The following is a 22,285-nucleotide window of genomic DNA, read 5'->3' as shown; positions in this document are numbered from 1 at the left end:
GGCTTCGCGGTCGAGTTCGGAGTGCCCGGAAGCAAGTGCCCCGTGGCCCAACCCGAAGCGCGCCTGGGATCGAGGTCAAACGGCGGATAACGCCGTAGGCGTTATGCGCCCTACGCCTGGCCCAGCCAAAGCACGCGCTTCACGACACAGAACGTCGCCCCACCCCGATACAATCCCCCATCTTGGGAAAACCCTCCCACCCCACCCCGGCTTCTGCTCAAATTGCCGGGCCCCCCGGCAAACCTGGAGAAACGATGAGCGAAGCCCTGAGCCCCGGCCTGATGGTCATCCACGGCAACCACCCCGAGGCGCTGCGCGACCTGCTGGTGGCCTGGATGGCGCGCTACCCGCTGGCGCCGCTGGAAAGCGAAACCATCCTGGTGCAGAGCAACGGCATCGCCCAGTGGCTGAAACTGGCCCTGGGCCGCGACGTCGCCGACGGCGGCTGCGGCATCACCGCGGCGCTGGACGTGCAGCTGCCCGCGCAGTTCCTCTGGCGCGCCTACCGCGGCGCGCTGGGCAAGGACCAGGTGCCGGAAGTCTCGGTGCTGGACAAGGCGCCGCTCACCTGGCGCCTGATGCGCCTGCTGCCGACCCTCCTGGCGCGCGAGGAGTTCCAGGCCCTGCGCCGCTTCCTCGCCGACGACGCCGACCTGCGCAAGCGCTACCAGTTGGCCGAGCGCCTGGCCGACCTGTTCGACCAGTACCAGGTGTACCGCGCCGACTGGCTGGAGGACTGGAGCGAGCACCGCGACCAGCTGCGCACCGCCGGCGGCAACCTCCGCCCGCTGAACGACGACGAACGCTGGCAGGCCGAGCTGTGGCGCGCCCTGCTAGCCGAAGTAGGCGAGGACGGCCTGGCCGGCAGCCGCGCCGGCGTGCACCGGCGCTTCCTCGAACGCCTGCGCGAAGGCGCGCCGCCCAAGGGCCTGCCGCGCCGGGTGGTGGTGTTCGGCATCTCCGCCATGCCGGCGCAGACGGTGGAAGCCCTGGCCGCGCTGGCGCAGGTGGCCCAGGTGCTGCTGTGCGTGCACAACCCCTGCCGCCACCACTGGGCCGACATCGTCGCCGACAAGGACCTGCTGCGCCACGAGTACCGCCGCCAGCAGCGCCGCCCCGGCGTGCCGCTGCAACTGGACGACGACCTCCAGCACCAGTACGCCCAGCCGCTGCTGGCCGCCTGGGGCAAGCAGGGCCGCGACTACATCAACCTGCTCGACCAGTACGACAACCCCGAGAGCTACCGCAGCCGCTTCGGCGAGGTCAGCGGCGGGCGCATCGACCTGTTCAGCGAGGAGTCGCCGGCGCACCTGCTCGGCCAGTTGCAGGACGACATCCTCGAACTGCGCCCGCTGGCCGAGACCCGCGCGCAATGGCCGGCGCTGGAGCCGGCGCGGGACCGCTCCATCCGCTTCCACCTGGCCCACAGCGCCCAGCGCGAGGTGGAGGTGCTGCACGACCAACTGCTGGCGCGCTTCGACGCCGACCCTACGCTGCGCCCGCGCGACGTCATCGTCATGGTCCCCGACATCGACGCCTACGCGCCGCACATCCAGGCGGTGTTCGGCCAGCTCGGGCGCGACGACCGGCGCTTCATCCCCTTCACCCTGGCCGACCAGGGCCAGCGTGGCCGCGAGCCGCTGCTGGTGGCCCTGGAACACCTGCTGCAACTGCCCGACAGCCGCTTCGCGGTGAGCGAGATCCTCGACCTGCTGGACGTCGGCGCCCTGCGCGCGCGCTTCGGCATCGGCGAGGCCGACCTGCCGCTGCTGCAACGCTGGATCGACGGCGCCGGGGTGCGCTGGGGCCTGGACGGCGGGCAGCGCGAAGACCTCGGTCTGCCCGCCGCCGAAGAGGCCAACACCTGGCGCTTCGGCCTGCGGCGCATGCTGCTGGGCTTTGCGGTGGGCGAGGGCGAGGCCTTCCAGGGCATCCAGCCCTACGCTGAGATCGGCGGCCTGGACGCCGCCGTGCTCGGCCCCCTGGCCGGCCTGCTGCAACGCCTGGCCGAGGCCTGTGAGCGCCTGGCCGAGCCGGCGCCGCCCGAGGTCTGGCGCGAGCGCCTGCGCCAACTGCTCGACGACTTCTTCCTGACCCGCGACGAGCACGACGAACTGCTGCGCCAGCAACTGCTGCAACTGCTCGAACGCTGGCTGGAAACCTGCGGGCGCGCCGCCTTCGGCGAACCGCTGCCGCTGTCGGTGGTGCGCGAGGCCTGGCTCGGCGGCCTCGACGCCGGCGGCCTGAACCAGCGCTTCTTGGCCGGCGCGGTGAGCTTCTGCACGCTGATGCCGATGCGCGCCATTCCCTTCCGCGTGGTCTGCCTGCTGGGCATGAACGACGGCGACTACCCGCGCCAGCAGCCGCCGCTGGACTTCGACCTGATGCGCAACGACTACCGCCCCGGCGACCGCTCGCGGCGCGAGGACGACCGCTACCTGCTGCTCGAAGCCGTGCTCTCGGCGCGCGACCAGCTGTACGTCAGCTGGGTGGGCCGCAGCATCCGCGACAACAGCGAGCGCCCGCCCTCGGTGCTGATCGGCCAGCTGCGCGACCACCTGGCGGCCGGCTGGTCGCTGGCCGGCCAGCCCGGCGACGGCAAGGCGCTGCTCCACGCGCTGACCACCGAACACCCGCTGCAACCCTTCAGCCGCCGCTACTTCGAAGGCCGGGGCGAGGGCGTCGACGGCTTCTACACCTACGCCCGCGAATGGCGCGAGGTGCACCGCGACGACGAGCCGGCGGAACAGGCCGAGGCGCCGCTGCCCGAACTGCTGCCGGACGCGCCCATCGGCCTGCGCGTGCTCGCCGACTTCCTCGCCAGCCCGGTCAACGCCTTCTTCCAGCAGCGCCTGAAGGTGCGCTTCGCCGAGGAAGACCTGACCGGCCACGACGAGGAAACCTTCGCCCTCGACGGCCTGCAGGTCTGGCAGCTGCAGTTCGAACTGTGCGAGCGCCTGCGCCCGTGGATCGAGCAGCACTGGGCCGACGGCGAACTGCCCGGCCGCATCGAGGGGCAGCTGGCGCGCCTGCGCGGCGAGGGGCGCCTGCCGCTGGCGGCCTTTGGCGCCTTCAGCGCCCGCCAGCTGAGCGCGCCGCTGGGCGAACTGCTGACGCGCTACCGCGAGGAACTGGAGCACTGGAGCGAGGCCGAGGAAGGCCAGCGCGAGCTTATCCACAGCCACGCGGCCAGCGGCGTGGAACTGGGCGACTGGCTCGGCGGCCTGCGGCGTAACGCCGAGGGCCAGTGGGCCAGCGTGCAGCTGGTCAGCGGCAAGCTGCACGAAGGCCGCGGCTACAAGTGGCACAGCCTGGTGCGCCACTGGGTGCGTCACCTGGGCTTGCAACTGTGCGGCGCGCCGGTGCGCAGTCTGCTGGTCAGCCAGACCGGCACCCTGGAGCTGCCGCCGCTGTCCGCGGACATCGCCCGTGGCCACCTGGACGCGCTGATCACCGCCTGGCTCGAAGGCCTGCGCCGGCCATTGCCGGTGGCCTGCAAGGCGGCCTTCGCCTGGCTGGGTGCCGGCGGTGACGAAGCCCGCGCCGCCAGCGAGGCGGCCAAGCGCTACGACGGCGGCTTCGGCAGCAGCGGCGAGGCGGCTGCCTCGCCGGCCCTGGCGCGGGTCTACCCGGACTTCGCCAGCCTCAACGCCAGCGGCGAATTCGCCAGCTGGGCCGAGAACCTCTACGGCCCGCTGTACCAGCTGCTGCAACGCCGCGACGACGAGGAGCAAGGCCAATGAGCCGCGAACTGCGCGCCCTGGAATTCCCCCTGCACGGCAGCCGCCTGATCGAGGCCAGCGCCGGCACCGGCAAGACCTTCACCATCGCCCTGCTGTACCTGCGCCTGGTGCTCGACCATGGCGGCGAACTGGCCTTCGGCCGGCCGCTGAGCCCGCCGGAAATCCTCGTGGTGACCTTCACCGACGCCGCCACCCAGGAGCTGCGCGAACGCATCCGCGCGCGCCTGGGCGAGGCCGCCGCCTGCTTCGCCGAGCCAGCGCTGCAGCACGACGCGCTGCTGGTCGAGCTGCGCGCCAGCTACCCGGAGCAGCGCTGGCCCGGCTGCGCGCGCCTGCTGCGCCTGGCCGCCGAATGGATGGACGAGGCCGCCGTGTCGACCATCCACAGCTGGTGCTACCGCATGCTCCGCGAGCACGCCTTCGACAGCGGCAGCCTGTTCACCCAGGACCTGATCACCGACCAGAGCGAACTGCTCGCCGAAGTGGTGCGCGACTACTGGCGGCGCAACTTCTACCCGCTGCCGGCGCCGGCGGCGAAGGTGGTCGGCGACATCTACAAGGGCGGCCCCGAGGCCCTGGCGCGCCTGCTGCAGCCCTTGCTGGCGCAGCAGGAAGCCGGCTTCCGCTATGCCGACCAGCCGCTGAGCGCGCCCGGCTCGCTGCGCGAGCTGCTGGAGGAAACCGGCGCCTTCTACGCGCGCCTGGACGAACTGGAGCAGCAGGCCCGCGCCGCCTGGGCCGCCGACGCCCAGGGCCTGCGCCAACTGCTGATCGACCTGCGCCCGCAGCTCAACGGCAACAGCTACCGCAACAAGGACGACGACGCCGTGTTCGAAGGCTGGCTGCAGGCACTGGAAGCCTGGAGCCTGGGCGGCGAAGCGCCGGAAAACCTCCACCGCTTCGGCCAGACGCGGATCAAGGTGAAGGCCAAGACGCAGGTGCCCGAGCATGCCGCGTTCCAGGCCATCGATGCCTGGCTGGAGGCCGCCGAGCAGCAGCCGGACATCGCCCCGCAACTGCTGCTGCACGCCCTGGGCGAAGTCAGCCGCGCCCTGGAGGCGGAGAAGCAGCGCCGCGCCGAACTGGGCTTCGACGACCTGCTGGCGCGCCTGGACCGCGCCCTGGCCGGCCCCGGCGGCGAGCACCTGGCCGAGCGCATCCGCCTGCAGTTCCCGGTGGCGCTGATCGACGAATTCCAGGACACCGACCCGCTGCAGTACCGCATCTTCGAGCGCATCTACCGCATCGCCGACAACCCCAGGGATTGCGGCCTGTTCATGATCGGCGACCCCAAGCAGGCGATCTACGCCTTCCGCGGCGCCGACATCCACACCTACCTGCGCGCCCGCGCCGCCACCGCCGGGCGCCACTACACCCTGGGCACCAACTACCGCTCGACCCTCGCCGTGGTGGAGGCGGTGAACCACTGCTTCGCCTTCGCCGAGGGCCATGAGCGCGGCGCCTTCCGCTTCGCCGCGCAGGGCGACAACCCGGTGCCGTTCCAGGCGGTGGCCGCCAAGGGCCGCGACGAACGCCTGCTGATCGACGGCGAGGAAGCCGCGGCGCTGACTCTCTGGCAACTGGAGAACGACGGCCAGGTGGTCGGCAGCCGGCTCTACCGCGAGCAGATGGCCGCCGGCGCCGCCAGCGCCATCCGCCACTGGCTGAGCCTGGCCCAGCAGGGCCGCGCCGGGCTGTACAAGGCCGATGGCACGGGCCGCGCGCTGCGCCCGGCGGACATCGCCATCCTGGTGCGCGGGCGCAGCGAGGCCGAGGCGGTGCGCGCGGAACTGGCGGCGCGGCGCCTGGCCAGCGTCTACCTGTCCGACCGCGACTCGGTGTTCGACAGCCCCGAGGCCGGCGACCTGCTGCACTGGCTGCGCGCCTGCGCCGAGCCGGGCAACGACGCCCTGCTGCGCAGCGCCCTGGCCACCCGCACCCTGGGCCTGGGCTGGCAGACCCTGGAGCGGCTGAACCAGGACGAACAGTTCTGGGAAGGCATGCTCATGCGCTTCCGCGACTACCGCAGCCAGTGGCAGCAGCAGGGCGTGCTGCCCATGCTGCGCCGGCTGCTGGCCGACTTCGAACTGCCGGCGCGGCTGCTGCGGCGCGCCGACGGCGAGCGCAGCCTGACCAACCTGCTGCACCTGGCCGAATGGCTGCAGCGCGAGGCCGCCGAGCTGGACGGCGAGCATGCCCTGCTGCGGGTGCTGGCCGAGCAGCTGGCCAGCCCGTCGAGCGAGGAAATCCTCCGTCTGGAAAGCGACGCCGACCTGATCAAGGTGGTGACCATCCACAAGTCCAAGGGCCTGGAATACCCGCTGGTGCTGCTGCCGTTCATCTGCAGCTGGAAGGAGCTGGACGGCAAGAGCCAGACGCCGCCCAGCTTCCAGGGCGAGGACGGCAAGGTGATCGAACTGGCGCGCGGCAAGGACCTGGCCGAGGCGGCCTACCGCCTGGCCAACGACGAACGCCTGGGCGAGGACATGCGCCTGCTCTACGTGGCCCTGACCCGCGCCCGCCACGCCCTGTGGCTGGGCGTGGCGCCGCTGGTGGCGGGCAACGCGAAGAACCCCGAGCTGCACAAGGGCGCCTTCGGCTACCTGCTCGGCGGCGGCGCGGCCATCGCCCTGGACGGCTTCGCCGGCAGCCTGCAGGCCCTGGGCGGCGGCTGCCCCGGCATTCGCATCGAACCGGTTCCGGCGGTGGACGCCACGGCCTACGACGAGGCCCGCGCCGGCCAGCTCGGCCAGGCCCGCGAGCCGCAGCGACGGGTGGCGGAGAAATGGTGGATCGCCAGCTATTCCGCCTTGGCCACCCTGGACGCCGAAGGCGACGCCCCGGCGCCTGCCAGCGAACCCATCAGCGCCGAAGAGGCCACCCTGCGCGAAGGCGACGCCGACAGCGCTGCGGCGGAACTGGCCCAGGCCGCGCCGGCCGCCGGCAGCCTGCACGCCTTCCCGCGCGGGCCCAACCCCGGCAGCTTCCTCCATGGCCTGCTGGAATGGGCCGCCGACGAGGGCTTCGCCGCCGTGGCGGAGCAACCCGAGGCGCTGCGCGACCTGATCGCCCGGCGCTGCCAGCTGCGCGGCTGGGAAGCCTGGATCGAGCCCCTGGCGCAGTGGCTGCCGGCCTTCCTCCAGGCCGAACTGGCGGTGCCCGGCGCGGCGCCGGTGCAACTGGCGGCGCTGGCCAGCTACCAGAAGGAAATGGAGTTCTGGTTCGCCGTGAAACCCACCGACAGCACCCGCCTCGACGCCGCCGTGCGCGCCCACGTGCTGCCCGGCGAGGCGCGCCCGGCGCTGCAGCCGACGCAGCTGGGCGGCATGCTCAAGGGCTTCATCGACCTGGTCTTCGAACACGAGGGGCGCTACTACGTGGCCGACTACAAATCCAACTGGCTCGGCCCCGACGCCGCCGCCTACACCGCGCCGGCCCTGCGCGCGGCGGTGCTGGAGCACCGCTACGACCTGCAGTACGCGCTCTACCTGTTCGCCCTGCACCGCCTGCTCAAGGCGCGCCTGGCGGACTACGACTATGACCGCCACGTGGGCGGCGCGCTCTACCTGTTCCTGCGCGGCGGCGAGCTCGGCGTATTCCACGAATGCCCGCCCAAGGCGCTGATGCAGGCGCTGGAAGCGCTGTTCAGCCAGCACGCCGAGGAGGTGCCGGCATGACCCGCGAGCAACTGCTGGAACTGCTCGGCCAATGGGCCGAACGCGGCTGGCTGCGCGAGCTGGACCGCGCCTTCGCGGCCTTCCTGGTGGAACAGGCGCCCGACGCCGAGCCGCTGCTGATCCTCGCCGCCGCCCTGGCCAGCCACCAGCTGGGCCGCGGCCACGTGTGCCTGGACCTGGCCGCGACCCTCGCCGACAGCCGCTTCGCCCTGTCGCTGCCGCCGGACGGCGAACTGGAAGGCACGCCGCTGACGCTGCCCGGCGAACTGCTCGACGGCCTCGACCTGGCCGCCTGGCAGGCCGCCCTGGCCGACCAGCGCCTGGTGGGCGAGGGCCCCGGCGCCACGCCGCTGGTGCTGGCCGGTTCGCGCCTGTACCTGCGTCGCTACTGGCAGTACGAACGCGAGGTGCGCGCCGGCATCGACCAGCGCCTGGCCCGCGGCGAAGCCCTGCGCGCGGCATTGCCGGTGGATGCCCTGCGCCAGGCCCTGGACGCGCTCTTCCCGAAACGCCCCGGCGCCCCGGCGGACTGGCAGAAACTGGCCTGCGCCCTGGCCGCCGGCAACGCCTTCGGCATCGTCACCGGCGGCCCCGGCACCGGCAAGACCACCACAGTGGTGCGCCTGTTGGCGCTGCTGCAGAGCCTGGCCCTGGGCGGCGAGGGCGGGCGGCCGCTGCGCATCCGCCTGGCGGCGCCCACCGGCAAGGCGGCGGCGCGGCTCAACGAATCCATCGCCAACGCCGTGGACCGCCTGGACCTCGGCGCCTTCGCCAACGGCGAGCAGATACGCCAGCAGGTGCCCAAGGAAGTCACCACCCTGCACCGCCTGCTCGGCAGCCGCCCGGACAGCCGCCAGTTCCGCCACCATCCCGGCAACCCGCTGGCGCTGGACCTGCTGGTGGTGGACGAAGCCTCCATGGTCGACCTGGAAATGATGGCCGCGCTGCTCGGCGCGCTGCCGGACAAGGCGCGGCTGATCCTGCTCGGCGACAAGGACCAACTGGCCTCGGTGGAGGCCGGCGCGGTGCTCGGCGAGCTGTGCAGCCGCGCCCGCGAGGGCCACTACCGCGCGGCGACCCGCGACTGGCTGCAGGCGGTCAGCGGCGAGCAGGTCGACGATGATCTGCTCGACGCCCACGGCCAGCCCCTCGACCAGGCCGTGGCCATGCTCCGCCACAGCCACCGCTTCAGTTCCGCCAGCGGCATCGGCCAGCTCGCCGAGGCGGTCAACGCCGGCGACGTGGCGGCCATGCGCGCGGTCTGGGAACGGGGCTACGCCGACCTGGCGCGCCTGGCCCTGGACGCCCGCGACGACCGCGGCCTGCGCGAACTGGTGGTGGAAGGCGGCGGCCGTTATTTCCTCGATGCCGCCGCCCGCCCGGATGTGGCCCCGCCCCAGGGCTACCGCCACTACCTGCAGGTGCTGCGCGACACCCGCCCGGCGCCGGACGCCGCCCAGGCCGACTTCGACGCCTGGGCCGGGCGCGTGCTCGCCGCCCACGGCCAGTTCCAGGTGCTCTGCGCCCTGCGCCGCGGCCCCTGGGGCGTGGACGGGCTGAACCTGCGCATCGCCGACCTGCTGCAGGACGAGGGGCTGATCCAGCCCCACAGCGGCGCCTGGTACCTCGGCCGCCCGCTGCTGGTCACGCGCAACGACTACGGCCTGGGCCTGATGAACGGCGACATCGGCATCACCCTGGCGCTGCCCCGGGAGGAGGGTGGCGAGCGCAAATGGCCGCTGCGCGTGGCCTTCGCCGACGGCCGCGGCGGCATCAAGTGGGTGCTGCCCAGCCGCCTGCAGGCGGTGGAAACGGTGTTCGCCATGACCGTGCACAAGTCCCAGGGCTCGGAGTTCACCCACGCCGCCCTGGTGCTGCCCGACGCGCTCAACCCCATCCTCACCCGCGAGCTGGTCTACACCGGCATCACCCGCGCGCGCAGCTGGTTCAGCCTGGCCAGCGCCGGGCGCGGCCAGTGGGTGCTGGAGGCGGCCATCGAGCGGCGGGTGCAGCGGGCCAGCGGGTTGCTGGAGGGCTGAGGGCTGCTTTCGTTATATGTGCTGGACGTCACAATTAGAATCGTCTGATAGAGGGGGTGGCGCCATGCCTACATGCTGGCGGCATGAAACTCAAGCAATTCCTACAGCCGCTCGATGCCGGTTTCTCCACGCCCAGCGCTGCGCGCAAGCTACTGCGCATGCTCAGTTGCGCATTGATGTTCTGCCTGCTGTGCAGCCTGGCGTTCGCCTTGAGCATGGCGTTCAACCACGAAGTGTCGCTCAGGCGCCGCACCATGAACGCCGCCATGTACGAGGCCCAGCTGTACCTGAGCCATCGTGAGTCGTTGATTGACCATCTCAGCCGCAACGTGATGCCCGTATCGGTGGGCAGGACGTTGGTCGGCGAGGCCCTGAGCCGCGGGCAGGAACACGTGCCGACGATCCTGTCGTTGAATGCCGGCCAGGGGCTGCTGCTTTCCGCCCGCGACCTCGCCGAGCTGCAGGACAAGCGCCTGGGGCTGCTGTACGTCGTCGAGGCTGGCGCGCGCCCGGTGGTCGACCGCCTGATCCCTACCGGCATGCCCGAATCGCCATTGCCCGTGGCAGTGCTCGAAGCGCTACGCCAGGCGTCGTCGACGGCGCCGGCGGTGCGCGTGCACTGGCTGGCAGACGCCGAGGACAGCGAGCGCCGGTTGTTCCTGTTCGAGCCCCTGGGCGACGGCCATGATGCCGGCTGGCTGGGGCTGGAGATCCGTGGTGACGACCTCGACGCGGTGTTGCATGGGGCGGGTGCCGGCGAGTACCTGCTTCTCGACCGGCGACATCAGGTCGTTTTCGCCAGCGACGCCGGGAGCACCCAGGTCGATGCCCTTCGCACGCTCTGGGATGGCGACAGCTTCGACATCACCGGCTACGGCCCGCTACCGCAGCGCATGGTGCTGCTCAAGCACCTGGGCGCCTCGAACTGGATGCTGGTCTATTACCTGGGCATCGGGCAGTTGCTCGTGGCGTTGTGGTTGCCTCTGGTGCTGGCTTTCAGCCTGGCGCTGAGCGTCGGCATGTTGCTGTACCGGCTGGGGCGGCGTATCGACCAGCGGCTGATCCGGCCGGCGCAGCAGCGCCTCGAGGCACTGAAGGAGAGCGAGGCCTTCTCCCGCGCGGTGATCCAGACGGCGCCTGTGGCCTTGTGCGTGCTGCGCCGTGTCGATGCCGCGGTGGTGCTGGAGAATCCGCAGGCGAAGCAGTGGCTGGGTGATGGCCGGGTGATCGCCCGCGAGGGGCCGCGCTGGATTTCCCGTGCTTTCGCCGGGTCTGGCGAGGCGACCGGGGAGGAGATCGAGACCGAGGCCGGGTTGCATCTTTACCTCTGCTACGCGACCACTCGCTACAAGGGCGAAGACGTACTGTTCTGTGCCTTCAGCGACATCAGCGCGCGCAAGCAGACCGAGGCGGAGCTGGCCCGTGCCAAGCAGCTGGCCGATGCTGCCAACGAGGCCAAGACGTTGTTCCTGGCCACCATGAGCCATGAGATCCGCACGCCCCTGTACGGGGTGCTCGGTACGCTCGAACTGCTCGGCCGTACCGAGCTGGACCTGCAGCAGACCGGCTATCTGCAGGCTATCCAGCGCTCCTCGTCGACCCTGCTGCAATTGATCAGCGATGTGCTCGACGTATCCAAGATCGAAGCCGGGCAATTGGACCTGGAGCCGGTGGAGTTTTCCCCGGTGGAACTGACCGAGGACGCGGTTCAGTCCTTTGCCGCCGCGGCCCAGGCCAAGGGCCTGCAGATATACGCCTGCCTTGACCCGGAGCTGCCGGCGCGGATGCGTGGCGACGCCGCGTGCATCCGGCAGGTCCTCAACAACCTGCTGAGCAATGCGGTGAAGTTCACCGATAGCGGACGTATCGTAGTGCGGGTGAAGGCTGGCGCAGCGGATGCCGAGCGCATGATGCTGACCTGGCAGGTCACCGATACCGGCTCGGGAATCGGCACCGAGGAGCAGGCCCGCCTGTTCGAGCCTTTCTACCAGGTGCGCCGTTCGGTGCACCAGGTTGGCGGCACGGGCCTGGGCCTGTCGATCTGCCAGCGCCTGACGCAACTGATGAACGGCAGCCTGAAGCTGGTCAGCGAGCCGGGCCTGGGTAGCAGCTTCAGCCTCGGCCTGCCGTTGGAGCGTATCGCCGCGCCCACCGAGACCCAGGAACTGGTCGGTTGCGCGGTGCAAGTATTGGCCCCGGTGCGTGAGTTGGCGGACAGCCTGTGTGGCTGGATCGCACGCTGGGGCGGGCGGGCCCGGGTCGCCGTACCCGAGGTGCTGGCCGAGGCGGACGAGCGCACCCTGCTGGTGGAGGTGCAGTTGCCGGAGGCTCCTCAGGCGTCGGTGCCGCAGTGGCCCGGCTGCCGGGTGATCCTCTCCGTGGAGGGTTATGTCGAGCCGCGCCTGCAAGGCTGCGACTGGCTGGTGGGGCTCAACAGCCTGGATGGGTTGCGCCGTGCCCTGGGTCTGGCTCAGGGCTGCGTAAGCAGCGCCGTCGCCTGCCAGGGACCGGCCAAACCGGTGCGCGACCTGGGTATTCGTGTGCTGGTTGCCGAGGACAACGTGATCAACCAGTTGATCCTCAAGGATCAGTTGGAGGCGCTCGGCTGCGTGGTGGAACTGGCCTCCGACGGTCAGGAGGCGCTGCAGCGCTGGCGCCCGGAACGTTTCGACGCGGTGCTCACCGACATCAACATGCCGCGCTTGAACGGCTACCAACTGGCTGCCGAACTGCGTCGACGTGGCTGCCAGCAGCCGATCATCGGCGCCACCGCCAATGCCATGCGCGAGGAACGCGAGCGTTGCATGGCCGCCGGCATGAGTGATTGCCTGCTCAAGCCGGTGGACCTGGACTCGCTGCAGCGCTGCCTGGTGGCGGCGCTCGAGGTGGAGTTATGAGCACGCAATCCTATCGGGTGCTGGTGGTCGAGGACCAGCCGTTCCAGCGCGAGTATCTGCTCAACCTGTTCCGTGAGCGAGGCGTGGAATACCTGGTGGGCGCCGGCGATGGAGCAGACGCCCTGCGTTGGCTGGAGCGGGAGGAGTTCGATCTGATGCTCAGCGACCTGATGATGCCGGGTATGGACGGCGTGCAGATGATTCAGCAACTGTCGCGCCTGGAGCATCGCCCGCAACTGGCGCTGATGAGCTCGACTTCGCGACGCATGATGGTCAGCGCCAGCCTGGTGGCGCAGAGCCTTGGCCTGTCGGTGATCGATTTGCTGCCCAAGCCGGCTCTGCCCAGCGCCATCGGCCGCCTGCTGGCGCGCCTGGATAAACGCCTGCGGCAGGGGGTGGAGTCCCACGTCGGAGTCGGCCGCAGCGGCCGTTCAGCTCTGTCCGAAGCACTGGACAAAGATCAACTGCAGGCCTGGTTCCAGGCCAAGAAGTCCCTGCACACGGGGCGCATCGTTGGTGCCGAGGCACTGGTACGCTGGCTGCATCCACAGCAGGGGCTACTTCTGCCAGGTTGTTTCATGGCCGACATCGAGGCCCATGGCCTGCAGGAAACGCTGCTCTGGCACATGCTCGAGCAGACCCTGCGGGCCCAGACGCTGTGGCGTGAGTCGGGCTACGAAGTGCCGGTGTCGGTGAACCTGCCGACCCAGTTGCTGGACATCCCGGACCTGCCGGATCGCCTCGGCGAATTCGTTGGCGATCATGGTGCCAACCCCGGTTCGCTGTGCTTCGAGCTGACCGAGAACAGTGCCACGACATTGCCGGGCAACTACTACGCCGGAGCCTGCCGCCTGCGCATGAAGGGCTTCGGCCTGGCCCAGGACGACTTTGGGCAAGGCTACAGTTCGCTGTACAACCTGGTCTCGACACCCTTCACCGAGCTGAAGATCGACCGCTCCCTGGTGCATGGCTGCGTGGAGGACAGCGATCTGGCCGCCGCCGTGGCAAGCAGCATCGAACTGGGCCGCCAGCTACGCCTGGACGTGGTCGCCGAGGGCGTGGAGACCTGGGAGGAGTTGAGCCTGCTGCGCCGCCTGGGTTGCGACCGGGTGCAAGGCTTCCTGATTTCCGAGGCGGTCACCGCCCGCGTATTCGAGCAGCAGTTGCAAGAGGACGGGCCAAGCGCCGGTGGCTAGCGCCGGCTGTCGCGGAATCGGTCGCGGGCATCTACAGTCAGCGCATTGTCGCTGCTGAAGGAACCGTGTCTCGTGAAGTCCGATCGCTCCGTGGAACACGACAACAGATTGTTGCTGAAATGGGCGAGCATTTCGCAGGGCCTGAACATCGGCCTGCTCTGCGTAGCGGTGCTGGCCGTGTCGCTGTTCGGCATCTGCTACTGGGCGCTGGGGCGGGTGGTCGAGGAAGAGAAGGACAAAGTCAGCTTCCACTTCACCCGCCTGATGGGGGATATCCGCGAGCATGAGACCTTTCTCGCCCGCATTGCCCAGAAAAGCGATGATGCCACCCAGAAGAAGGACCAGGATGTCGTGCCATTGCAACGTCGGCTGCTGACGCGGGAAAGCGGCCTGGAAATCTATGAAGGGCGCGAGTTCTCCTTTGCCATGCCTTTCATCCTGGCCACCGGGCGCGAGCTGGACGAAGGCGGTTCGTGGGGACCCTTCTCCCTGGGCGTGCTGCTGGCCAACTTCTATGGCAGCTTCTGGAGTATCTCGCCATACCCGGCGCCGCAGCTGCTGGTCTTCGACCTGAACGGCGACACCAACCTGGCGGTGCCGGCCATCGATACCTCGGCGACGCATGACGGTCCGCGCGATACCTACCCGGAGCTCGCCGCGCGTATCCTCGCGCGTCTGCACGAGCGGCCACCAGGGAGCGACGACCTGCGCGTGCACTGGGCGCGTGCCGACCACTACCGCGGTCAGGCCCGGGAGCTGCTCGGCTACGTCGGCGTTGAGCTGCCCGCTCCGCTGTGGTGGCAGGGCGAAACGCGCCGCTCGATCGTCGCCGCGAGCCTGCTCGACCTGGGGCGTATCAACGATTTCGAACAATTGATGGAGCGTCCGGCCTTCGCGTCCTTCAGCCTGGCTTCGCCGGATGGCGAGATACTGGTGGGGACAGCACCGCCGGCGGACCTGGTCGATGGCCTGAACCTGAGTCGCCAGGGCATTCTGATCCAGTTGCGCAGCCAGCCGGAGAGCGGCTGGACTGCCGTCTACCGGATCGACTACGCCAGTTTCTTCCGCCAGGCCCAGTGGCTGTTGGCGGGCCTGCTGCTGCTCTTGCCCGGCTTCCTGCTGACCGGCTGGTTGGGCTTGCGCTGGTATGCCCGCCGCGTGGTGCGCCCGGTGCACCGGGCGCACCGGCAACTGGTCGAGAGCGATACCTTCAGCCGTACCCTGATCCAGACCGCGCCCGTGGCTCTGGTGGTGCTCAGCCACGACGGTCGGAAACTGGTCACCTGCAATCACCTGGCCGCGCAGTGGTTGGGCGACGAGGCGGACATCCTCGCCCTGACCGCCGGCTGGAACCTTTTCGAGTCGCATGGCCAGGTGCCCGGGGGCATCTGCATCCAGGTCGGCGGACGCTACCTGCAGGCAGCCTTCGCGGCGACTCGCTATGCCGGTGTCGAGGCGGTGCTGTGCGTGTTCAACGATATCACCGTGCACTGCGAGGCGGAGGAGGCGCTGGCCAGCGCAAAGCGCGCGGCCGATGCCGCCAGCCAGGCCAAGACGCTGTTCCTGGCGAGCATGAGCCATGAGATCCGCACCCCCCTGTATGGTGTGCTCGGCACTCTGGAACTGCTCGGCCTGACCGACCTGGACAGCCGGCAGCGAGCCTACCTGCGCACCATCCAGAACTCCTCGTCGACCCTCCTGCAGTTGATCAGCGACGTGCTCGACGTTTCCAAGATCGAGGCCGGGCAGATGGCCCTGAACCCCGCCGCATTCAACCCCGCGGAGCTTGTGGAGGAAGTGCTGCGCAACTATGCCGCCAGCGCCGCGGCGAAGGGCTTGCAATTCTATGCTTGCATTGATGCGGGGGTGCCGGCGCAACTGCTGGGCGACGCCGCACGCATCCGCCAGATCCTCAACAACCTGGTGAGCAACGCGCTGAAGTTCACCGATATCGGTCGTGTGGTGCTGCGCCTGAAGTTGCTGGCCCGCGAGAACGGCCGTGCCAATCTGCAATGGCAGGTCGCCGACACCGGCGCTGGCATAGCCGAGGAACAACAGGGGCGCTTGTTCGAGGCTTTCTACCAGGTGCCCGGGGTACACCACACCAGCGGTACCGGCTTGGGGTTGTCGATCAGCTGGCGCCTGGCCGAGATGATGGGCGGCAGCTTGCGAGTGGTCAGCGAAGTGGGCTTGGGCAGCAGCTTCAGCCTGTTGCTCGAACTGCCCGAGGGTGGGCGCCAGGGGTTGGCCTTCCATCCGGCGTGCCTGCGGCCCGGCCCCGTATACGTCCATTCGCCGGTCCGCGAACTGGCCGACAGCGTTGCTGCCTGGCTGGAGTGCTGGGGCTGCAATGTGCTTGGCGGCGAGCCATCGTCCGACGGCTACGGGGGAGCGGTATTGCTGGAACTACTACCGGCGGCGGAGCCCCGAGCCTGGTCGGGGCCGCGGGTATGTGCGACGGCTGATGCACCCACCCAGCCTGAGCTGCGCGAGGATGGCTGGTACGTCAGCCTCTATAGCCTGACGGGCATTGCCCTGGCCCTGGCGCTGGCCCAGGGTAGCGAGCTGCCGGCGCCGGCCCGCGCGACCGCGAACATCCGCTCCGAGGGCCTGGGTCTGCACGTGCTGGTTGCCGAGGACAATCCGATCAACCAGACGCTGTTGTGCGAGCAGCTCGAAGAGCTGGGCTGCAGCGTGAGCCTGGCCAGCGATGGTCGGGAGGCCCTGCGGTTATTCGACGACCGCCACTTCGATGTGCTGCTCAGCGACGTCAACATGCCTAACATGAATGGGTATGAGCTGACCCAGGCGTTGCGCGGGCGCGGAGAGACTCTCCCGATCATCGGCGTCACCGCCAACGCCTTGCGTGAAGAGGGCGAGCGCTGCCGGGCGGTGGGAATGGATGCCTGGCTGGTCAAGCCGATCAGCCTGCGGACCCTCAACGATCTGCTCGGCGAACTGGTCGGTAAGCCCGGCCTGGTTGCGCCGCAGGAGTCCAGCGAGCCGGCCATGGCGGAGGAGCCCTTGCAGGTGCCCGAGCGCATGCGCTCGCTGTTCCTGGAGACCATGGGCAAGGATCTGGCGGCGACCCGCGAGGCTGCCGGCCGGGGCGACGCGGAGGCGCTGCGGCAGGGCGTGCACCGCATGGCCGGGGCCCTGGCGGTGGCGCGCGCACAGGCGCTGGTAATGGCCTGCCGGGAGGTCGAGGAAGGCCTCATGGAGGGCCGCCTGGGATGTACGGCCAGCGAGACGGCGCAGGTACTCGGACGCATCGAGCAGGCGCTGGAGCGCCTGAGGGAAGCGGGCTGACGAGGTCCCCGCCGACGGCGGGGCCAGTGGTTCGGCAATGCAGTCAGGATCCAAGAGAGGTTTATGGACAAGTTCAAAGTCGTGGTAGCCGATGACCATCCGATCGTGCGCATGGGCGTATGCGACATGCTCGAGCGCGACGGCCGCTTTCAGGTGGTGGGCGAAGCCTCCAGCCCCAGCGAACTGGTGACGCTGTATCAGCAGACCGATCCGGACATCGTCATCACCGACTACAGCATGCCCGGGGACGAGCGCTATGGTGATGGCCTGAAGCTGATGGACTACCTGCTGCGCAACTTCCCACGTACCCGGGTGCTGATCTTCACCATGCTCAGCAACAGCCTGATCCTTTCCAGCCTGTATGACCTCGGTGTGTCCGGCGTGGTGTTGAAGAGCGGTGACCTCGACGAGATCCTCAGGGCCCTCGACGTCATACTCCAGGGCCGTGCCTACCGTGGGCCCGGCATGCAGGATCCGAACAGCGTACTGGCCAGCCACGACGACGTGGAAGGGCGTATCGCCCGTTTGTCGCTGAAGGAATTCGAGGTGCTGCGCCACTTCGTCTCCGGGCTGAGCGTGCGTGACATCGCGCGGGTGCTCAACCGCAGCGTGAAGACCGTCAGCGCGCAGAAGATCTCGGCCATGCGCAAGCTGGAGGTGGATAGCGACCAGGCCCTGCTGACCTTCTGCGTGAAGGCCAATCTGTTCCAGTAACCGCCCGCCTCAGGGGGCCAGCGGCGCTTCGCCGGGAATCGGGAAGCCGGTGTCGTCCACCAGCCTGAAGCTGACCCGTGCGCCATTGGGGAGGGCGCCCTCTTCGAGCTGGTAGCGTTTTTCGCTGAAGGGCGGAGTCATCATGTCCATCTGCTGCTGCGCGGCCAGGGTACGGCCGTCGCCGCTGAGGCCCAGGGTGGTGAAGGAGGCATGGTAGGGCGTTGGGTTGCGGCACACCAGGAACCAGGCGTCGCCCTCGCGGCGCAGGTCGAAGGTCAGCTTTCCGGCGACCTGGTCCGGCGGCAGCGGCAGCTTCGCCGGGCGATAGAACAGCTTCAGCTGGGTGTTCATCGCCAGCTCCACGCGCGCCGGGTCGGGCTCCTTGCGCCCGGCGAGGGGGGGGATTTCATAGAGGTTCAGCCAGAATACCGATTCGCGGTCGCGCGGCAGCGCCTCGCCGGTGTGGATGATGCGCAGGCCCTGCAGGCCGCCCGGTTGCATACGGAACACCGCCGGCAACACGATGAACGGCGCCTGCGCGTTTTCCGGCGCGCCGCCGCCGCCGTCCACCCAGGTCTGCACCACCACCGGGTAGGGATTGGTGTTGGCCAGCATCAGCGAGCGTTCGCGCAGGCCCTCGTCGTAGATCACCCGGGTGCCGCCGGCCAGCACCCCGGCCTGGGCCGCCGGCAGCCCGGCGGCCAGCAGGGCGAGCAGCAGGAGCCGGGCAAGGGTGTTCATTGCACCTTCACCAGGACGTAGGCTGTGGCGTGTACCTTGCCGGGCGTGGCGGTATTGCCCGGCAGTTGCTGCAGGCTGGCGGTGAAGGTCTGCAGGTAGTTGGTGTAGCCGGACTGCGAACTACCCAGGGGATTGGCGCCATCCAGCACCGGGTACCAGCCGGCGTTGGGCCCGGTCGGGTACTGGCTGGGCAGGTTGCCGGTGTTGCCGGGCTGACCGACGAAGACCATCGCGGTGCCGGTTCCGGCATTCCTCAGGGTGATGCCGACCCCCTGGGCCAGGTTCGGATCGTTGCCGTAGTTGTCCGAGACCAGGGCCTCCACGCCACCGCTGCCGTTGACCAGGCCCAGGCTCTGGGCCGCGCTGTAGGCGCCCGGCGACACCTGGATGCCGATGGCTGTTTGCCCGCTGGCGGTGCCTGAGGCCGCCGAGTTGCTGCATTCGATCTGTACGTTGAAGTTTGCCTGGGTACTGGCGCCGGCCTGCAATTGCTGCACCGAGATACTCTGGAAGAGCACCAGCGGGGTGGCGTTGCGCGCCACGCAGGTGGCGGTCTGGGTGATGCTGGCAGCGTCGCGCATACCGTAGCCGAAACCGTTGTCGACACCCCAGAAATCGTAGTGGCTGTAGCTGTCCTCACCGATTTCGTCGTGGCTGATGCCCGGTCCTACCAGTTGGATGTAGGCGTTGGGCTGCACGCAGGTGTAGTTGCGCGGCGGGGCCAGCGGGCCGCCGCAGGCATAGGCGCCGGAGGGGGGGAGTGTGCTGATGCGGTACAGTTCGGCCTGCAGGGGGGGAATGTCCTGCAGGCGAATCTGGATGTTGTTGCCGGATTCGACGTAGGTGGTGAGCGGGACCTTCTGCCAGTAGCGGCTGACGGTGACCCCGGACATGGTCAGCTTGAGCCCGACGTAGGAGAAGTAGGTGGCGTAGACCCCGCTCAAGCCGTCGACCGCGCCGGTTTCGTGCTGGCCGCCGACGCGGCTGTCGCCATTGGTCGCGACCAGGAAGTAGAGGTTCGGCAGGTCGGTCTTGGCGCAGGTCCACAGCACCGTCGAGGCGGTGGCGCCGCCGTAGGTGTAGTTGGTCGGCGGCACCAGGGCGCTGCCCAGCAGGCTGCCCACCGGCTGCAGGTAAGTGTCGGTGAGGTTGATTTTGCCGAAAGGAATCTGCGCCGTGCGGGTGTCTTCGGTCTGGGCCTTGCCGCTCATGGTGCAGGCGGCGTGGCCGAGCAGCGGCAAGCCCAGCAGGGTGCAGGACAGCAGGGCGGCGGAGAGGATAGGTCGTCTGTGCATGCTTGTCTCCTTGGCGGCCGTCATTCGGGGGTGCAGGTGGCTTCCAGGCGGATCAGCACCTGTTCCAGGTCCTTTCCGGTGGTGTCGTAGGGCAGGCTGCAGCGCTCGTCGCTGTCCTCGCCCCAGCGCAGGCTCAGGCGGCCCCGGAGCTTGTCGCTGCGCACGTAGACCTGGCTGCCCTGGCCGACCATGCCGATCACGCTGCCGCTTTCGTCGTAGGCCTCGGCGCCCGGCGGCACGGCCTGGCCGTTGGCCAGGCGGGTGCGGATCAGCAGGGCATTGCCGGTACGGGTCTTGAACCTGACCTTCACTGCGGCGCCGGCATAGGGCGCCACGCGCTGCTCGCCATCTTCCAGTTCGGCCTTGCCCTGCATGCCCTGGGGGTCGAGGGCCACGCTGTTGTAGCGGTACGGCGTGACCGCAGGCACCAGGGCGTAGCCGTTGCCGTCGATGGTGGTGCCCTGGGCGTTGAGCACCTTGGCTCCAGTGGCGCCCTTGGCCTCGACAAGGGCGAAGGTGTCGCCCAGGTAGGGCCCGAAGGTGACCCCGCCGGAGTGGATGGCCAGGGCGCCCTGGGCGTTGCCCGCGGCCTGCCAGTAGTCGTCGCCGCGCGAGGCGCTCAAGCCCAGGCTGGTGCTGGGCAGGCGCTTCTGCAGGTTGCCGTTCCATACCGTCTGGCGCATTTCCTGGTCGCGGGTGACGCCCAGGCTGTAGCTCAGAGTCTGGTCCTGGTCGGCCATGCCGGAGACTGTGCTCTGGTACTGGCTGCCACCGCTGGTGCTGTGGCTGTAGGAGTTGCTCAGGGTTGGCGTGCGGGTGTTGGCCTGGCTGCCCAGCGGCAGGGACACCGAGAGGGTGGTGATGGTGTCGACGTTGCCGGAAATGCTGCCGTTGTAGCCGAAGCCAGGGTAGGACGGGTCGTTCTGGTCATAGCCGCCCGGCACCCGCGAGTCGTAGCCGCCGATGCGCTGGCGGGCGACGGATAGGTTGACGCTCACACCGTTGCTGAAGGCGTTGCCGTAGCCCAACTGCAACTGGGTATCGCGGTCGCGGCCGTCGCGGTAGTTCTGCGTCGAGCCGGAGAGGAACAGGTTGCCGTAGCGCCCCAGGCTCTGGTTGACCGAGACCTCGAAGCGTGACTGCTGCAGGTAGGTGTTGGATTGCCAGGTATAGCCATCGCGCGCCGCGTCGCGCACCCCGAGCACGTCGCCGAGGTCGCGGTAGCCGCTGGTGGAGTAGCGGTAGCCGGCGATGGACAGGGTGGTGTTGGTCGGCTGGAAGGTGCGGCTGTAGGACAGGTGCGCCATCCAGCCGTCGAGGTAGCCGATGTCCGGCAGGTCGGCGCGCGAGTAGGTCAGATCCAGGCCGAAGGCGCCCAGGCTGCTGGCGTACACGCCACCGAGCATCAGCGCCTGGTAGCCGTCGGCGACGCGTACGCCGCTGTTGGCGGTGACGGTATTGCTCAGGCCGCGCTGGTAGGTGAGGTCGCCGAACAGCGAGTCGTCGCCGATGTCACGGGTGCGGCCCAGGGAGAAACTGTAGCGCGAGATGCCCGGGCGCAGGGATTCGGGCACTGCCGAGAAGGGCACGCTGAAGCGGCTGGTGGAGCCGTCGGCCTCGGTCACCTCGACCTCCAGGTCGCCGTTGTAGCTGGTCGGGTAGAGGTCGGCGATCTCGAAGGGGCCGGGGGCCACGGTGGTCTGGTAGATCTCCTGGCCGTTCTGGCGGATCGATACCCTGGCGTTGGTCCGCGCCACGCCGCGCACGATTGGCGCGTAGCCGCGCATGGAGTCCGGCAGCATGCGCTCGTCGCTGGACAGGTTCAGGCCGGTGTAGGCCAGGCCGGAGAAGAAACGTCCGGTGGTGTAGGTCTGGCCGAGCGACAATTGGCTGTCCATGGACGGCAGCGGCCGCTGCACATAGCTGCGGATGTTCTGCCAATGATTGCCGTAGTCGCGGTCGTAGGTCAGGTTCGACTGCTGGCGGTACTGCCACATGCCCAGGTTCACCCCGCCATTGAGCGACAGGTAGGCCGAGTCCTGGCTGCCGGAATAATCCCCGGTGTAGGACACGTGGTAGTAATTGCCGATGTAGTTGACGAAGCCGATGGCGCTGCCGGCGTCCAGGTCGGCAGGGTTCACGTAGCCGCGTGGCATGCGTTTCATCAGGCTCTGGGGCACGCTCAGGTCCAGGCGCAGGCGGGCCATGTCCAACTGACTGGAGCTGCCTTTCAGCGCCTGATCGAGCAGCACGCAGTCACCTTTGGCAGCATGCTCCGGTGTGCCGTCGCCGATGTTCTCGGCATTGATGCCAGAGGCTTGCAACTGGTCTGGCGTCAGGCAGGGTTGCACCTGGCTGTCGGCGACATTGACGAAGCGTATGTCCGTGCGGTCGACGAAACGGTTATTGATGAACAGGTCGACCTTGTAGGTACCCGGGGCGACTGCGTTGACCTTGTTGAAGCGCGACAGCGTCGCCTGGCTCAGCGGGCCGCCGCGGAACAGGCTGGAATCGAAGACGTAGCTGTCCGCCAGCAACTCCTCCGTGGACTTGCTGCCCCCCACCGCCATGGCGACGGCGGAGCACAGCAGCAGGACCGGCCCGGCGAGTCCTGCCGACTGGCGCGCGACGCGACGCGGAGGCGTGAATGGGAAGGCCATGGCGCGCTTCCGTA

The 22,285-nt window shown here is 69.1% G+C and carries 10 protein-coding genes; 7 read left to right on the top strand and 3 right to left on the bottom strand.

Going from position 1 to position 22,285, the window contains the following annotated elements:
- Positions 1–254 precede the first annotated feature (254 nt).
- The 7 genes from recC to PM1_RS24465 all read left to right on the top strand — a co-directional run bounded on the left by recC (position 255) and on the right by PM1_RS24465 (position 17,575).
- Entirely contained in the window at positions 255–3,743 is a 3,489-nt protein-coding gene (recC, locus tag PM1_RS24495) for an exodeoxyribonuclease V subunit gamma (RefSeq protein ID WP_009618008.1), read from the top strand.
- A complete protein-coding gene (recB, locus tag PM1_RS24490) occupies positions 3,740–7,420 on the top strand; it encodes an exodeoxyribonuclease V subunit beta (RefSeq protein WP_009618009.1) in 3,681 nt (1,226 codons plus the stop codon). Before recC ends, recB begins: the two co-directional genes overlap by 4 nt.
- Positions 7,417–9,459 carry an exodeoxyribonuclease V subunit alpha gene (gene recD / locus PM1_RS24485; RefSeq protein ID WP_009618010.1) on the top strand — a complete coding sequence of 681 codons (2,043 nt, stop codon included), beginning with the start codon at positions 7,417–7,419 and terminating at the stop codon, positions 9,457–9,459. Before recB ends, recD begins: the two co-directional genes overlap by 4 nt.
- Before the next feature lie 83 nt (positions 9,460–9,542).
- Positions 9,543–12,356, top strand: coding sequence for an ATP-binding protein (locus PM1_RS24480; protein ID WP_009618011.1), 2,814 nt, complete (start codon positions 9,543–9,545; stop codon positions 12,354–12,356).
- Positions 12,353–13,552 carry an EAL domain-containing response regulator gene (locus PM1_RS24475; protein WP_009618012.1) on the top strand — a complete coding sequence of 400 codons (1,200 nt, stop codon included), beginning with the start codon at positions 12,353–12,355 and terminating at the stop codon, positions 13,550–13,552. The genes PM1_RS24480 and PM1_RS24475 overlap by 4 nt, the downstream gene beginning before the upstream one ends.
- Before the next feature lie 45 nt (positions 13,553–13,597).
- The gene (locus tag PM1_RS24470; protein ID WP_238603213.1) at positions 13,598–16,861 is read left to right on the top strand and encodes a hybrid sensor histidine kinase/response regulator; all 3,264 of its coding nucleotides are present in this window, start codon (positions 13,598–13,600) and stop codon (positions 16,859–16,861) included.
- Between the two features lie 63 nt (positions 16,862–16,924).
- Positions 16,925–17,575 (top strand): response regulator transcription factor, encoded by a 651-nt coding sequence (locus tag PM1_RS24465; RefSeq protein WP_009618015.1) that lies wholly within the window; start codon positions 16,925–16,927, stop codon positions 17,573–17,575.
- Between the two features lie 9 nt (positions 17,576–17,584).
- Here PM1_RS24465 and PM1_RS24460 read toward each other — a convergent pair whose 3' ends face one another.
- From PM1_RS24460 to PM1_RS24450, 3 genes are read right to left on the bottom strand one after another with little or no spacing between them, the layout of a single operon-like run.
- A complete protein-coding gene (locus tag PM1_RS24460; RefSeq protein WP_009618016.1) occupies positions 17,585–18,316 on the bottom strand; it encodes a fimbrial biogenesis chaperone in 732 nt (243 codons plus the stop codon).
- Positions 18,313–19,611, bottom strand: a complete 1,299-nt coding sequence (locus PM1_RS24455) for a fimbrial protein (RefSeq protein WP_009618017.1) — start codon at positions 19,609–19,611, stop codon at positions 18,313–18,315. The genes PM1_RS24460 and PM1_RS24455 overlap by 4 nt, the downstream gene beginning before the upstream one ends.
- A 20-nt stretch (positions 19,612–19,631) precedes the next feature.
- Positions 19,632–22,271 (bottom strand): fimbria/pilus outer membrane usher protein, encoded by a 2,640-nt coding sequence (locus PM1_RS24450; RefSeq protein ID WP_009618019.1) that lies wholly within the window; start codon positions 22,269–22,271, stop codon positions 19,632–19,634.
- Positions 22,272–22,285 lie beyond the last annotated feature (14 nt).

Origin of the sequence: Pseudomonas sp. M1 (genome assembly GCF_022760135.1) — a bacterium.
In the GTDB taxonomy this organism is placed as follows: domain Bacteria; phylum Pseudomonadota; class Gammaproteobacteria; order Pseudomonadales; family Pseudomonadaceae; genus Pseudomonas; species Pseudomonas citronellolis.
This window is presented reverse-complemented; position numbering and strand designations above follow the sequence as displayed.

Excerpts from the sequence above, each read along its gene's own strand:
- PM1_RS24455 (WP_009618017.1), bottom strand. The coding sequence starts at position 19,611 with ATGCACAGACGACCTATCCTCTCCGCCGCCCTGCTGTCCTGCACCCTG.
- PM1_RS24475 (WP_009618012.1), top strand. The coding sequence starts at position 12,353 with ATGAGCACGCAATCCTATCGGGTGCTGGTGGTCGAGGACCAGCCGTTC.
- PM1_RS24460 (WP_009618016.1), bottom strand. The coding sequence starts at position 18,316 with ATGAACACCCTTGCCCGGCTCCTGCTGCTCGCCCTGCTGGCCGCCGGG.
- recB (WP_009618009.1), top strand. The coding sequence starts at position 3,740 with ATGAGCCGCGAACTGCGCGCCCTGGAATTCCCCCTGCACGGCAGCCGC.
- PM1_RS24465 (WP_009618015.1), top strand. The coding sequence starts at position 16,925 with ATGGACAAGTTCAAAGTCGTGGTAGCCGATGACCATCCGATCGTGCGC.
- recD (WP_009618010.1), top strand. The coding sequence starts at position 7,417 with ATGACCCGCGAGCAACTGCTGGAACTGCTCGGCCAATGGGCCGAACGC.
- PM1_RS24450 (WP_009618019.1), bottom strand. The coding sequence starts at position 22,271 with ATGGCCTTCCCATTCACGCCTCCGCGTCGCGTCGCGCGCCAGTCGGCA.
- recC (WP_009618008.1), top strand. The coding sequence starts at position 255 with ATGAGCGAAGCCCTGAGCCCCGGCCTGATGGTCATCCACGGCAACCAC.
- PM1_RS24480 (WP_009618011.1), top strand. The coding sequence starts at position 9,543 with ATGAAACTCAAGCAATTCCTACAGCCGCTCGATGCCGGTTTCTCCACG.